Origin of the sequence: Acinetobacter sp. YH12070 (assembly GCF_013419625.1) — a bacterium.
In the GTDB taxonomy this organism is placed as follows: domain Bacteria; phylum Pseudomonadota; class Gammaproteobacteria; order Pseudomonadales; family Moraxellaceae; genus Acinetobacter; species Acinetobacter amyesii.
The window spans coordinates 1-12989 of record NZ_VOZT01000071.1; the positions used below are offsets into that span (position 1 = coordinate 1).

A 12989-nucleotide genomic window follows, 5' to 3' on the forward strand; every position below is an offset into this window, starting at 1 on the left:
TCAAATGGCTATTCTACGTTTGATTGGTTTTGGAAAAAAAGAAGAATTTAAGAAAGTGCTAGCAATTTTAAGAAAGAAAAAGCCTGATAGGACAAGGATCCTATGAAATTTGTCGTGTACAGAGGTTGAAACTATAGCAAAGACCAGATAGAAAAACTGTAGCTTAAAATCAATAAAGCCTCCACAAGGGAGGCTTTATCATTTGAGAGGCTTAAAAGAATTAAGCGGTTTTCTTTTTCAAGTTACGCATCAATTGATTCAGTGTTTCACGGTGCTGTGACAAACGCTGTTCAACTTGTAAGAATTCAAGTTTGAGTTTGTCATCCATCTGATGAATTTTTTCAGCAACTGCTGTTTTCTTCGCTTGAATTTCCTGCTCTTTTAATTTTGCCCAGTCATTCAAGGTTTGAGAGAACGCATCATATTCTTGAGAAATACGTTGCTTAGCGGTCGCAATATCATCGGTCATGTTGAGACCATAGATCGCAAGGTCTTGTTCCGCATACTTGAATTTCATAGCCAACTCAGCTTTTTTAATATTAAAGCTAGGAATACGGCGTAAATTTTTGGCAAGGCCTAATTTAGAGCAGCTCCAAATTAACCATTTTGTTGGATCGTATTGCCACCATTTCACACCATTACGGTAGTCGTATTGGAAAATGTGATGGTAGTTATGATAACCCTCACCCCAAGTAGCAATAGCTAGAACAAAGTTGTCACGTGCTGTATTTTCATCAGTATACGGACGTTTTCCCCACATATGGCAAAGTGAGTTAATAAAGAAAGTTACGTGATGGCTTAAGATTAAACGCATTAAACCGCCCAATAATAGAACGCCCCACATGTCGCCTACAGCCCAACCAATTGGTAACAAAATAGCTGCGTGAACGGCAATCACTAGAGGGATGTAATATTTGTCTTGGAACATCACGACTTTATCTTTTAATAAGTCAGGTGCATTTTTATAGTTTGGTGCTGCTGCTGGATAATCACGAAGCATCCAACCAATATGTGCATACCAAAAACCGCGGTTGATTGAGTATGGATCTTGGTCAATATCGTCTACATGACGGTGATGTGTACGGTGACCTGAAGCCCAGAACAAAATACTGTTCTGAACAGCAAAAGTACCCATGAGCATTAAAATGATTTTTAAAGGCAAGGTTGCTTCATAAGCACGGTGTGCCCATAAGCGGTGATAACCTGCGGTAATACCTAAACTGCTGACACCCAGTAAAACAAACATACTGATCCAAGCAGCGGCACTAAAATCATGATTAATGGCATATAACGGAATTGCAATAACTGCGACAATAGGTAAAAACACCAATGCAAAAATAGCAATCCAGTTCATTGGGGCTTTGGGTAGGGGAGCATTCATCTCCAACAGCACTCCTGAAACCTTGGGAGGTATAGATAGGACTAATCCCATTAATTTTTTAAGGGATTTTAAACGTACAGAATAGTAGCACGGGAAAACCCGTTTTCACCACTGTTATTGTACAGTTGTATTGTTCTAAACAGTAACATAATACGACTGAAGTTATTTGACTTTTTGTGGGGTAAAAAAGATGCTAAAAAAACAGCAAAATCGTCAAAATAATCCGCAATTTTTTGTCAAACACTGTATCTGTGGCGGCTTTCTGATCAGTTGTCTAGGACTCATGGCCTGTCAAAGTTCTCCAACGCAGAAGGTGACTACAAAGTCACAAGGGAAGTCACATGGCAACAGTGTTGAACAGCCATTAAAAGTCATTCGCATGAATGATGGGATACAAGATATTCCATGGACGATTGTGCAAATTGCAGGGCAAAAAGCCAAGTTCTTTCATCATCAACCTTATTTGCAGTTCAGTTCACAATTTCGACAAATACAGGGAAATACGGGATGTAACAATATCAGTGGCACTTATGTGATTGATACCTTAAAACACAGCATTGATTTGAATGCGCGAGCAGGCTATTTCAGTTGTGATTCGGCTTTGGCTCAAGAGGCTGAACTTTCAGATGCATTGCAAGCCGCAACACAGTTTCAAATTCAAGCGAAACAGATGACAATGCAAAACAGTCGGGGTCAAACCGTGTTGGTTTTAGAACGAAAATAGGCCAGTTGAAAAAGCCACGTGTTGATCGAAGACTGAATTACATAAAACTAGGGGAATAAAGCAGCATTAAAAATGCTGCATCATCATTTTAGGATAGTCGGTAATTAAGCCGTTAATGCCCCAATCTTTAAGCTGTTTAGCACGATCAACGTCGTTGACAGTCCACACGCTCACATTTAATTTTGCCTGCTGTGTGGCCTGAATAATGTCTGAATTGGCGAGTTGGTTCATCCAACCAATTTGGATACAATCCAATTCGAGTGCTTGTTCAATCGCTTTAAATTTTACGTCCGTTTCAACCAGTAGCCCGCGTTTGAAACCGGATTTTTTTTGTTGCAAAGCAAGATGAATTTTAGGGTCAAAACTGGTGATCACCGCGGAATGTTCGAAACCTTGGAGCTGTTGTTCCAAGGTTTCAGTCAGCGCTTCAGCTTCAGTCTGTGTCTTCACCGCTTTCACTTCAACTTCAATATGATCGAAGTTATGAATAATTTTAAGCATTTGTTCGAGCAGTGGCGTCGGTTCAACTTTATTCCATTCTGACCAAGTAACGGCATGGTTATAGGGTTCTAACTCTTGTGAACTACATTCATATAGATGTTTATCTTGACCTGCCGTTCGCATAAATTGGTCATCATGCATAATCACTAGGGCACGATCTTTCAGTTGTCGCACATCAAATTCAACTGAGCGTATGCCTAAATCTTGAATATATTGGAAACCACCTAGGGTATTTTCAGGTGCTTCACCACGAGCGCCACGGTGACCGATTATGCGCATAAAGGGCCTGCAAAATTGAAAGATAAAAACATAGTGTCCTGTAAGAATGACAGGGAGATGACACTGTTATTTTGATCCGATCATCCTGAAATACAAGAATGATCGGACGAAATGTTTCGATTTATTTCAATGTAAAATAGACTTTTAATTGGTCAAAGGATTTGAGCAATTTTTGAATCCAAAACTTATTGATCAATCGTGTCGTTAATATTTTTCTGCCACAGCACCTCAGAACCACCTTCAGCGCGTTGTAATGTACGCGATGCGACAAATAACCAGTCAGAGAGTCGGTTAAGTAGCTGCAATGACGGTGCTTGAATGTTCTGGTCACGGTTATGTACAGCCATTAAACGACGTTCTGCACGGCGGCAAACTGCACGCGCTTGATGGGCAAAGCTGCACACCAATGTTCCTGATGGCAGGATAAAGTCTTTGAGCATTGGCAGCGCTTCATTCATACGGTCAATGTCATTTTCCAAAAACTCAATTGACACAGGTTGTACCAAGTTGAAGTTTGGAATGCAGACTTCACCGCCAAGGTCGAATAACCAATGCTGAATCAGGCTGAGCGATTTATCCCAAGCCGCTTTGTCTTCAATACTGCTAAGTGCGATGTGCGAACGCAGAATACCAATGCTTGAATTGAGTTCATCGACATCTCCTAAGGCTTCAATGCGTAAATCATCCTTTGCTACACGTGATCCGTCACCAAGACCTGTTGTGCCTGAATCGCCTGTGCGGGTATAAATTTTACTTAAACGGTGGCCCATTTTAATTGTCCATTTTTTGATTAAAAGTTGAATAAATCAGTGTGAAATTAATATCTAACTGTGATGCCAAAGGAAGCCAAACGGCCGCCATTTAAATAGAATTTGCCGTCGAAATTGCCAGCAGAAGCCGTTTTATATTGAACATCGCCGACATTTTGAATATTGGCAAAGAAGCGCAGTTGCTCGTTGGGTTGGTAATAACTATTGAAATCAATCTGAGCATGTCCAGGGATCACATCCTCATCATAATTACTGCTGTCTGAATGGCTGTTCGCACTCAGTGTTGTTGACAGCCCATAATGTTCATCAGCCCAACCAGCTGACAATGCCAGTTTTTGACGTGGGCGGCGGCTCAAATCCAAACCTGTTTTATCATTTTTTGCTTGATTGTAGCTATAACTGGCCTTTGTAAAAAATGCCTCATTGCTCCAATTCACATAGACTTCTGAACCTTGAATGGTCACTGCATCAATATTGGCAAACTTCCAGTTATTGTTGGGATCAGAATCAATAAGGTTATCAATTTCAGTTCTGTAGATAGACAAACCAGTTTTTAGTTGTGGTGTCATTTGTAGGTCTAGCCCAATTTCATAGGATTGACTTTCTTCGGGTTTTAAGTCAGGGTTTGCATAGTCGCCATAATATAAGTCGTTCATGGTTGGCGCTTTAAATGCTGTACCAATATTGGCATAGCTACTAAACAACGGCGTGAAAAAATAACGCGCAGCAACTTGTCCGACCGTGTGTTGACCATATTTTTCATGGTCTTCACGACGAATACCCGCTTGAGTTTTTAATTTATCAGTTTGATATTGGTGCTGTAGATAATAACCCGTACTGTTTAAGTCTTGATGAAAAGACTCTGCAGTTTTTAGCGTTGATGTTTCTAGCTGCCGATGGGTGATGCCTGCAATGATGTTCTGAGACGGCGTCATTTGCTGTTTTGCGGTCAGTTCATATTCAGTGGATTCATAATGGGTCTGTTCAAAGATTTTGAGCTGTTCCAACTCATCTTTAAAATAAGACACGCGAGCATTCAGGGTCAGCTGATCTGTGGGGTTGAAGTGTGACTTCAGGGTTGCAATTTGATTTTTAAAATCTTGCGACTTTTGCTCATATTGCAGTGAATTCCAGCTGTATTGCTCATATTGAGCATTACCTTGGTTTTCAGAATAATCCAATGAAGTGCCAAAGCGTGTTTCTTCATAGCCAAATTTGGTAGACACGCCTTTTTGATTAAAGCTAGAAGCTCTGGCATTTTCATGTTCATGAATCAATGTGCCGTCGGTTTCTAAACGCTGTCCACGAATTTGCGCATAAAAACCTTGCTTGGCTAGGTCTACCCCGACAGTACTTTTATAGGTTTGATTTCCACCTATTTCAGTGCTGATAAAAGCTGCATTTTTTTCAGGGGTTTTGCTAATGATTTGTACCACACCACCAATGGCATTGGTGCCATAAAGGACAGATGCTGGGCCTTTTAAAACCTCAATCTGCTTAATGTCTGTGGTATCTATAAAATTATTTGGCGCTAAACCGCTGGCATCATTATTTAAACGGACACCGTCACGCAATACCAAAGTGTGGTCTGACTCTGTGCCACGTAAAAAAAATGAAGCTTGTTGTCCATAGCCACCCAGCTGCACCATATTGATAGAAGCATCACTCATTAATAAATGTGGAAATGATGCAATTGGTGATTGATCTATGAGCGACTCATCAATAATGGAAATACGTGCTGGCACATTTTCTAATTTTTCTTGTGAGCGTGTTGCAGTCACCACAATGGTATCCATTGTTGGTTGAGCAATGCGCGATTCATTTGCAAAACAAGATGTAGAAAAAGCCCAAGCGGCAGCAATGCCTGTAGCGAGTGCTGTAGGGCGAGCTAAAGTTGACATGCGATGCTCCATACATTTACCCCACGTAAATGATTGAGTGATAGAACACAGTGAGCAGGTATCGGACTGGCAAATTTACTTTTGCGCACCGTTGCGGGGGCAGTGTTGTGGAAACTTCCCATGCCAACTGTTGTGAATGGCTTAAGTATAGTGAACTCCGATTATTCGAACAATCGAAACTATGGGGTATTTGAAGATAGGTACATATACAGCTTGACTTGCTGTGGAGCAGAAATTAATCTGCCTGCGCTTCAGGTGCTTTCTTAATTGAGAAGTGAAACTGGGAAGTCAGTCCAGCAGTATAGAGCTGTTGTTATCTGACACTGCCCCCGCAACGGTGAATCGTTATTCATAACGTAAGTCCGGAGACCGGCCTGATGCAGACCTATTCATAATGCGGCGGGCGTTATAGCGGGATTGCATGCTTTTGTCTGAAAAATGGCAAGCCTTGTCTTACCCCAAAACCGCCTCGCGTTATCCAACTTTTATTTCGCACGGGCGGTGCGATCGGGGAATACAGCATGCATTCTTTCTCTAAGACTCTTATCGGGTCGCTTTTTGTTTTATCTCCACTTTCTGCGGCCATGGCAGAAGACCAAGTTCATCAACTTCCAGTCATTACCAACACCGTTGCCAATATTGTTGAGCAAGACTCACAAAAAACTTTGGCAGCAGTGACCGTGATTAGCCGTGAAGAAATTGAACGTAAGCAATTTAATTCATTACAAGACTTATTACGTACTGTGCCGGGCGTCACGTATAGCAATACTGGCGGTTTAGGTAAAGTTACCAGTGTTTCAATTCGCGGTACGGGTAATCGCCATGCATTGGTCTTGGTGGATGGTCAAAAGGTAGGTTCAGCAACGCTTGGTGAAACGGCTTTTGAACACTTCCCAATTGATCAGATTGAGCGTGTCGAAGTTCTGCGTGGTCCGCGTTCTAGCTTGTATGGTTCAGAAGCGATTGGCGGTGTAATTCAAATCTTTACCCGTAAAGGCACGCAAAACGGCATAAAGCCATTTGCATCTTTTACCTATGGTTCGCATGAAACGTATCAAGGGAATGTTGGTTTAAATATTCGCCAAAATGATACTTGGGCAACACTGAATGTTGCAGGAACAAAAACTCAAGGCATTGATGCGACAAATATTGCGGAGCCTTATGACCTTGATAAAGATGGCTATGAAAACAAGTCAGCATCTTTACGTATGGGGCATAAATTCAATGATCAGTTTGATATTGATGCAAGTGTTTTAGTTGTTGATGGTGAAAATGAATATGATAATAGGGATGACAGGGGTTCTCCTTATATTGATGCAAAAAATGTGCATAGTAAAATCGAGCAAAATGTTTACAGCATTGGTGCTACCTACAAGCCATTTGATGTGTGGACTACAGGATTAAAGTTAGGTCGCTCTGAAGACAAGTTAGATAGCCGAGATGGCTATCCATCAGTGATCAACACTCAGCGGGACAGCTTATCTTGGCTGAATACATTGAACTTTAATCAGCAAAATACATTGATGCTTGGCTTTGATTATCAGAATGATGAAGTCTCAGGTACTAAAGCTTATGCTGTTAAAGAGCGTGATAACAAAGCTTATTTTGCGCAATATCTAGGTTCATTTGGTAACTTCGATGTGCAAGGTGCAGTCCGTCAGGAAGATAACGAGCAGTTTGGTAATCATACGACTGGAAGCGCAACTTTAGGATATCGCTTCAATGATGCCATACAAACTTATGTCAGCTATGGCACCGCATTCAAAGCCCCAACATTCAACGATTTGTATTGGCCAGGAAGTGAAAGCCCGACATTGGTTCCAGAGGAATCTGAAAACTATGAAGTTGGTTTCAAGGGCGTGGTCAGCAATGTTCAATGGGAGCTAAACGCTTTCCATAATGAAATTGAAAACATGATCGCATGGGCACCAAATGCATCGGGGAACTATGTTCCAAGCAATATAGATAAAGCCAAAATTAAAGGCGCTGAACTATCACTTACTCAGCAGTTGAATAATTTTCTTTGGAATATCAATTATACCTATCAAGAGCCTGAAAATGAGACAGCAGGGTCCCATGGCAAGCAGTTGGTCTTAAAGCCAAAGCAAATCTTTAATGCATCAGCTGATTATACGATGGATAAATGGACTGTCGGCGCTTCAGTTCATGCCGAAGATAAGCGTTATACCAATGCTGCAAATACTGATGAGTTGGGTTCTTTTGCCACAGTAGATACGCGAGTAACTTATCAAGCAACGCCTGAATTCAGTGTTCAAGCCAAGCTTGCCAATATGTTTGATAAAGAATATTCGACCAACTACAGCAATAGCACTTTATTTAATCAAGACGGCCGCACAGCTTGGATAACCTTACGTTATGCGATGAAATAATTCATTAAAATTTCAAAAGGCCCTGATCATTCAGGGCTTTTTATTTTTGCGCAGTAATCATGCTGAAAATCCACGCAATGCATGAAAATTGCATTACAATGATTCGCCTTTATATTCATAGATAGGCTATGAATAGGGCGGAGTCAGAGCCAAAACAACATGCGAACCCGTGCCAAAATCTGCGGAATTACACGTACTCAAGATATTCAGTCTGTCGTCCAAGCTGGTGCAGATGCGATAGGATTTGTATTCTTTGCGCCCAGCCCGCGCAGTGTAACGGCAGTGCAGGCCGCTAAACTGATTCAGCATGTGCCGCCGTACGTGCAGACCGTGGGTTTATTTGTGAATGCGTCGGCTGTGGACATACAGGCTATTTTAAAAATTTCACCTGTAGACATACTGCAGTTTCATGGCGATGAAAGCCCTGAACAGTGCCAAACGATTGCGAAGTCCGTTGGACGCCGTTGGTATAAAGCCATTCAAATGAAACCTGAATTGGATGTGATTGCAGAAATCCAAGCTTTTCAGCAGGCAGGGGCAAGCGCCGTACTGTTAGATGCATGGCATCCTGAGCTGAAAGGCGGTACAGGGCATAGCTTTGACTGGGCACAGTTCCCAAAACTCGATATTCCTTTAATTTTGGCGGGCGGTTTAAAGCCTGACAATATTGAAGAAGCGATTCAAACCACTGGCGCTTACGCCGTAGATGTGAGCGGTGGTGTAGAATCGGCAAAAGGTATTAAAGACCAACAACTCATAGAACGCTTTATGCAAGGAGTCCATCGTGGATCAGCAAAATAAGATTGACTATACCCAATTCCCTGACGCACAAGGGCATTTTGGTATTCATGGCGGGCGTTTTGTGTCAGAAACTCTTATGGCAGCACTTGAGGACTTAGAAAAACTCTATTTCCGTATGAAAGATGATGCACAGTTTTTGGCAGAATTCGACCGTGACTTGGCGTATTACGTCGGTCGTCCAAGTCCTTTGTATTATGCTGAGCGATGGTCGAAAGAGTTGGGTGGTGCGCAAATTTACTTAAAACGTGAAGACCTGAACCATACAGGCTCACATAAAGTGAATAACACGATTGGTCAGGCTTTGCTGGCTAAACTTTCAGGTAAAAAACGTATTATTGCCGAAACAGGTGCAGGTCAGCACGGTGTAGCAACGGCAACGATTGCAGCACGTTTAGGCCTTGAATGCGTGGTGTTCATGGGTGCAGAAGACGTAAAACGTCAAGCGATGAACGTGTACCGTATGCGTTTACTCGGTGCGACTGTTGTGCCTGTAGAAAGCGGTTCAAAAACATTGAAAGATGCTATGAACGAAGCGATGCGTGACTGGGTCACAAACGTAGATTCTACTTATTACGTGATTGGTACAGTTGCAGGCCCGCATCCATATCCGCAATTGGTTCGTGATTTCCAATCAATCATTGGTCGTGAGGCGCGTAAACAAATTCAGGAACAAGCAGGCCGTTTACCGGATGCGCTTGTTGCATGTGTGGGCGGCGGTTCAAATGCAATGGGCTTGTTCTACCCATTCTTAAATGATGAAGATGTGAAAATGTACGGTGTCGAAGCTGCAGGCTACGGCATTGAAACAGGCAAACACTCTGCACCACTCAATGCAGGGCATGTCGGTGTACTTCACGGTAACCGTACTTACCTGATGTCAGATGATCAAGGTCAGATCATTGAAACACATTCAATTTCAGCAGGTTTGGATTACCCTGGTGTAGGACCAGAACACAGTTTCTTGAAAGATATGAACCGTGTTGAATATGTGCCGATCAATGATACTGAAGCGTTGCAAGGCTTCCGTGATTTAACGCATATTGAAGGTATTATCCCTGCGTTAGAAAGCTCACATGCCATGGCTTATGTGACGAAACTTGCGCCGACGATGGACAAAGACCAAATCATTATTGCAACAGTGTCAGGCCGTGGCGATAAAGACTTAATGACTGTTGCCCGCATTGATGGCGTGGAAATGGTTGAGATGTAAAATCTCCCCCAACCCCTCTTTAATAAAGAGGGGAAAAGCCCTCCTTTGTTAAAGGTGAGGATTTCAGAATGTATTCTGAATCCGCAAGGGGAGGATTAAAAAAAATCGCGCAGAAGTAATTCCGCGCGATTTTTTCTTGCTGAAAATTTTATTGAGGCAAATCACTATAAAATAAATGCAGAATAAAAGTGTGAAATAAATCACAATACTGTGGAAATTTTATTGCTTTAGAAAGACTTTATAACAATGACATTTACCCAATTGGTTCGTGCAGAATCCTTTCCAACCCATATTTCTTGGCAATGGCGTGATACTTTTGCGCTGTGTATTCTTCCGCTGATCTTGCTCAACAGTTATGTCTTAGACCAATTTTTTGGTGTTTCAGCTCAGGTTGCTTTGGGTGATTCGATCTTTCGCGGTATTTTATTTATTGCCGTGTGTTGGCTCTATAAAACGATGCTATATACGCACTGGCAAAAGTATAAGCAGGCCTTTTGGCGCTCAAGTCTGTTGGTGGTTGTTGGTGCAGTCGCTTTACAAGTAGTGATTTCTTTTACACGCAGTCTGTTGCCCGTTGGTGAGAACATTGAAAAAGAATCGACCATTGATCCCAATACGATTGCGTTTTTTAGCTTGCTGATCATCAGCCTTGGGCCATTATTTACCGCATTGCTCGAAGATATTATTTTCCGCTATACCTTGCTACAAAAGCTATTTATACAGCCTTGGCTGTGGCGATTGATATTGGTATTACTGAACTCAATTTTATTTGGCTTGATTCATTATCATAATTTCGATGGCGATTTGATTGCGACCATCAGTTTTATGGTTGCAGGTCTATTTCTCAACCTCATCTATTTGTGGACGAGAAATATTTGGCATGTCTTACTCATTCATTTCGTCAACAATGCAGTACTCTCTTTAGGCGGCGTGATTTTGTTGAAATTACTTCAGCCCTATGTGGGCAGTTGAAGTCAAAAATAGGGGGAGATTGTGTCCAGTTTATTTATGGTGATGCTCGGCGGACGCCATCCAAGAGCAAATATCGAAGTGCATGATGTCATTCTTGCAGTGGGTAACGCATTAGAAGAGGTTTATCCACAACTGAGAACGGCATGGTTTGGTGAGCAAAAAGGCTTACATATTGATGCTTGGGCACAGGTACATACAGTCAGCACTGAAAATCGGCATTATCGTATCCAATTTTGTGATGCCGCGCCCCGAGCTGAAGATGAAAAATTATGGCTGATTAATCTCGGGGGATATGATGCCCGCGAATTTGGTGAATTACATCGTTATGTTTTGGTGACAGGACAAAACGCTAGTGTCGCGAAACAACGGGGCAAGGCTTTTTTTGAGGCAAATTGGCAAAAACAACATACCGATCGAACTCTAGATGTTGATGATTGTATTGCGATTGATCATGTCTATGGGCGCTATATCGAATTGGTTGAAACGCCGCATAGCCAGCAAAATTCATGGAAAAATGATTACATCTTAATAAATGAACATTTGTGATGATTAAGAGCTGAAATGTCAGCTTTTATATTTTTTTGTGATATTCGCCTGAAATCAGATGGATTGTCTTTTCAGGCGTTAAATAATAGGCATAATAACATTCAGGATTTAGACCTTAAACCTCAATGGAATGGCGTATATGGATTTAATACGGCCGAATGGACAGCCGCATTATGGGCGTTTTAGTGAACTTCCCAATCGCATCGATTTAAGTAAGTATGAATATAAGACACCGTATGGAAAACGACTTGAAGGTTGGCGTAAGCGTTTAAAATATAAAAAATTTAAATTTTGTTGTATTCAGCATGAACATTATACGATTGGTCTAGCGATTGCCGATATCGCGTGGGCAGGGCACGGTTTTGTTTATGTGTATGATCATATTACGAATGAAGTATTGGAATGGAATTCGATTAATTTCCTGTCACGCAATACTGTTTTAGATGAACAACCTTTATTTAATCAGAGTCATTTTATTAAGTCAGGGATTCAACTGGACATTCAGCATGCCAATGGTGTGCGATACATTCAAATGTCGAAACATGGTGAACTCAAACTGAGTGCCCGAGTGTTTTGTGCGGGGACTGATCCGCTGAGTATGTGTAGCCCTACAGGGATTAATGGTTGGACCTATACTCAAAAACTAACGACGTTAGGCTGTGAAGGTTTCTTTATCAATAAACAAGGCAAGACCATTCAATTTCATGACCGGACATTGGTGTCTTTAGATGATACCTGTGGTTTTCTTCGTCCTGAAACCGCATGGTTTTGGCTGTCGTGTAACTTTTGGGATAGTCAAAATCGACGCGTTGGGATCAATCTTGCCTCTGGTGTAAATGAAAGCTTTGGCAATGAAAATTGCCTGTGGGTCAATGGACATTTGTATGCCATGTCTGATGTGCTGTTTCAGCAACAAGGCGATAATCAATGGAATATTAGCTCATTAGACAACAGCTTAAATTTGATCGTCACCACAGGTTGGCGGCGCTATGAAAACCTGAATTTAAGATTGGTCGGTAGTCAGTTCAGTCAATGGCAGGCAAAAATTAGCGGTACAATTCAACGTGATGGCGAAGAAATTGTATTCTTAAATGAATATGGTTTACTTGAGCAGCACTATGCCAAATGGTGAGTCTAAGCCTATAAAAAAGCCGCAATCGATGCGGCTTTTTTTATTCAGTTTATTTTGCAGCTTGCCAAAACACTTCCGCAGCTTGAATTGGATCATTGGTTTCTTCATAAGTTTTTAACCAGAGATCATAATTTTGCACAATGGGATGCTGACTCGGATGGAAGTCTTTTTTAAACCAATCTCGATATGGCTTGCTCATACGGGTGAGGGTGCCATTTTTACCAAAGAACCACGGTAAGCCTTTCATATTTAATTTGGCTCTAGACTAGCAGATTTGCACTTAGTTTTACCTAATGAGGTCCCACAACTCTGTTGCTAGCTCATTAGGCTCCCTCATCCAACGCCATTCTGTTTCTTTAAGATGATAATCAAAATACTCTTT

At 41.6% G+C, this 12989-nt stretch carries 11 protein-coding genes, 2 pseudogenes and 1 riboswitch; of the genes and pseudogenes, 7 read left to right on the forward strand and 6 right to left on the reverse strand.

Annotation, left to right across the window (positions count from 1 at the left end; all coding sequences use genetic code 11):
* Positions 1 to 220 precede the first annotated feature (220 nt).
* Positions 221 to 1381, reverse strand: coding sequence for an acyl-CoA desaturase (locus tag FTU17_RS15350; protein WP_180135952.1), 1161 nt, complete (start codon positions 1379 to 1381; stop codon positions 221 to 223).
* A gap of 190 nt (positions 1382 to 1571) precedes the next feature.
* Here FTU17_RS15350 and FTU17_RS15355 point away from each other — a divergent pair, with 190 nt between their 5' ends.
* Positions 1572 to 2105: an META domain-containing protein gene (locus FTU17_RS15355; protein ID WP_180063996.1), complete on the forward strand. Its 534-nt coding sequence runs from the start codon at positions 1572 to 1574 to the stop codon at positions 2103 to 2105.
* A 66-nt stretch (positions 2106 to 2171) separates the two neighbouring features.
* On the opposite strand, the gene FTU17_RS15360 is transcribed toward FTU17_RS15355, so the two are convergent.
* The 3 genes from FTU17_RS15360 to FTU17_RS15370 form a co-directional block, all read right to left on the reverse strand.
* The gene (locus FTU17_RS15360; protein ID WP_180135953.1) at positions 2172 to 2885 is read right to left on the reverse strand and encodes a glycerophosphodiester phosphodiesterase; all 714 of its coding nucleotides are present in this window, start codon (positions 2883 to 2885) and stop codon (positions 2172 to 2174) included.
* Between the two features lie 185 nt (positions 2886 to 3070).
* Positions 3071 to 3655 carry a cob(I)yrinic acid a,c-diamide adenosyltransferase gene (locus FTU17_RS15365; protein ID WP_111885379.1) on the reverse strand — a complete coding sequence of 195 codons (585 nt, stop codon included), beginning with the start codon at positions 3653 to 3655 and terminating at the stop codon, positions 3071 to 3073.
* A gap of 47 nt (positions 3656 to 3702) precedes the next feature.
* On the reverse strand, positions 3703 to 5556 hold the full coding sequence (locus tag FTU17_RS15370; RefSeq protein ID WP_180135954.1) for a TonB-dependent siderophore receptor: 1854 nt from the start codon (positions 5554 to 5556) through the stop codon (positions 3703 to 3705).
* Between the two features lie 236 nt (positions 5557 to 5792).
* Positions 5793 to 5949: riboswitch (cobalamin riboswitch) on the forward strand.
* Positions 5950 to 6077: 128 nt separating this feature from the next.
* Between FTU17_RS15370 and FTU17_RS15375 the strand changes: the two genes are divergently transcribed.
* The 6 genes from FTU17_RS15375 to FTU17_RS15400 all read left to right on the forward strand — a co-directional run bounded on the left by FTU17_RS15375 (position 6078) and on the right by FTU17_RS15400 (position 12607).
* Positions 6078 to 7946, forward strand: coding sequence for a TonB-dependent receptor domain-containing protein (locus FTU17_RS15375; RefSeq protein WP_180135955.1), 1869 nt, complete (start codon positions 6078 to 6080; stop codon positions 7944 to 7946).
* Between the two features lie 159 nt (positions 7947 to 8105).
* Positions 8106 to 8747 carry a phosphoribosylanthranilate isomerase gene (locus tag FTU17_RS15380; RefSeq protein ID WP_180063999.1) on the forward strand — a complete coding sequence of 214 codons (642 nt, stop codon included), beginning with the start codon at positions 8106 to 8108 and terminating at the stop codon, positions 8745 to 8747.
* The gene (trpB, locus tag FTU17_RS15385; protein ID WP_180123860.1) at positions 8731 to 9957 is read left to right on the forward strand and encodes a tryptophan synthase subunit beta; all 1227 of its coding nucleotides are present in this window, start codon (positions 8731 to 8733) and stop codon (positions 9955 to 9957) included. Before FTU17_RS15380 ends, trpB begins: the two co-directional genes overlap by 17 nt.
* 246 nt (positions 9958 to 10203) lie before the next feature.
* Positions 10204 to 10929 carry a CPBP family intramembrane glutamic endopeptidase gene (locus FTU17_RS15390; RefSeq protein WP_180064001.1) on the forward strand — a complete coding sequence of 242 codons (726 nt, stop codon included), beginning with the start codon at positions 10204 to 10206 and terminating at the stop codon, positions 10927 to 10929.
* Positions 10930 to 10950: 21 nt separating this feature from the next.
* Positions 10951 to 11475 carry a DUF1543 domain-containing protein gene (locus FTU17_RS15395; protein WP_180009070.1) on the forward strand — a complete coding sequence of 175 codons (525 nt, stop codon included), beginning with the start codon at positions 10951 to 10953 and terminating at the stop codon, positions 11473 to 11475.
* Between the two features lie 139 nt (positions 11476 to 11614).
* Complete coding sequence (locus FTU17_RS15400) at positions 11615 to 12607, forward strand: DUF2804 domain-containing protein (protein WP_180040652.1); 993 nt, start codon at positions 11615 to 11617, stop codon at positions 12605 to 12607.
* Positions 12608 to 12656: 49 nt separating this feature from the next.
* Here FTU17_RS15400 and FTU17_RS15405 read toward each other — a convergent pair.
* Positions 12657 to 12869, reverse strand: a pseudogene (locus tag FTU17_RS15405) (metal-dependent hydrolase); the annotation flags it as partial.
* Positions 12870 to 12893: 24 nt separating this feature from the next.
* A pseudogene (locus FTU17_RS15410) lies at positions 12894 to 12989 on the reverse strand (IS1595 family transposase); the annotation flags it as partial.

Excerpts from the sequence above, each read along its gene's own strand:
- FTU17_RS15360 (WP_180135953.1), bottom strand. The coding sequence starts at position 2,885 with ATGCGCATAATCGGTCACCGTGGCGCTCGTGGTGAAGCACCTGAAAAT.
- FTU17_RS15375 (WP_180135955.1), top strand. The coding sequence starts at position 6,078 with ATGCATTCTTTCTCTAAGACTCTTATCGGGTCGCTTTTTGTTTTATCT.
- FTU17_RS15350 (WP_180135952.1), bottom strand. The coding sequence starts at position 1,381 with ATGAATGCTCCCCTACCCAAAGCCCCAATGAACTGGATTGCTATTTTT.
- FTU17_RS15380 (WP_180063999.1), top strand. The coding sequence starts at position 8,106 with ATGCGAACCCGTGCCAAAATCTGCGGAATTACACGTACTCAAGATATT.
- FTU17_RS15370 (WP_180135954.1), bottom strand. The coding sequence starts at position 5,556 with ATGTCAACTTTAGCTCGCCCTACAGCACTCGCTACAGGCATTGCTGCC.
- FTU17_RS15355 (WP_180063996.1), top strand. The coding sequence starts at position 1,572 with ATGCTAAAAAAACAGCAAAATCGTCAAAATAATCCGCAATTTTTTGTC.
- FTU17_RS15390 (WP_180064001.1), top strand. The coding sequence starts at position 10,204 with ATGACATTTACCCAATTGGTTCGTGCAGAATCCTTTCCAACCCATATT.
- FTU17_RS15365 (WP_111885379.1), bottom strand. The coding sequence starts at position 3,655 with ATGGGCCACCGTTTAAGTAAAATTTATACCCGCACAGGCGATTCAGGC.
- FTU17_RS15400 (WP_180040652.1), top strand. The coding sequence starts at position 11,615 with ATGGATTTAATACGGCCGAATGGACAGCCGCATTATGGGCGTTTTAGT.